Here is a 614-nt window from a genome sequence, read left to right as displayed (position 1 = left end):
TGGAATGCAGCTTGGTCTGCGCCAAAATACTATGGTTGTTCCCCTACTGTTGAATATTTTTATCAAGGAAAAAGTATTGCGGGCGCATCTGCAAATATTGGTAATGATCCAGGTTGGGGTACTACCAGCGGAGGTTATGTTGGAGGCGATAAGTATAAGCCTGTTCCCGATAGTATTGCAGTAAATTGGCTATGTGAAGCTGATAGATATTATTATAAAGCTAGTTTTAGATTGCCACGAGAAAAAATGCTTGAATTGTTTCAAAAAAAAGTGATAGATTCTTATGGTGTTCAACAAGAATACAGTCTAATTGTAGCAGGAATGGCGCCCGGCGGAAATGTTACTATTTGGATGCAGGGAGGAACTGGAAGTACCGAAATATGCAAATTTAAGACCATCAATAAAGAGATATGGAGAGAAAATGACATTGATTATAATAAGTTTGAATATAAAGCCCGTCATTCAGAAAAATATGTAAATAGTGAAATGAATATTTTTCGCTATTTGCACGGCATTCCTTATTCTATTTGGGAGAAGGGAGAAAAAGAATATGATTACGATATTGGTTTCACGACAGAACAAGAAGATAAAAGAGATTATAGTATAGCCATTGC

The 614-nt window shown here is 36.3% G+C and carries 1 protein-coding gene; it reads left to right on the top strand.

Going from position 1 to position 614, the window contains the following annotated elements; all coding sequences use genetic code 11:
- Positions 1-614, top strand: a 614-nt coding sequence (locus ACHRV0_RS21580) for a DUF2931 family protein (RefSeq protein ID WP_395442503.1), incomplete at both ends; no start/stop codon positions are given.

This window comes from Flavobacterium sp. FlaQc-30 (assembly GCF_044005885.1).
Taxonomy (GTDB): Bacteria; Bacteroidota; Bacteroidia; order Flavobacteriales; family Flavobacteriaceae; genus Flavobacterium.
This window is presented reverse-complemented; position numbering and strand designations above follow the sequence as displayed.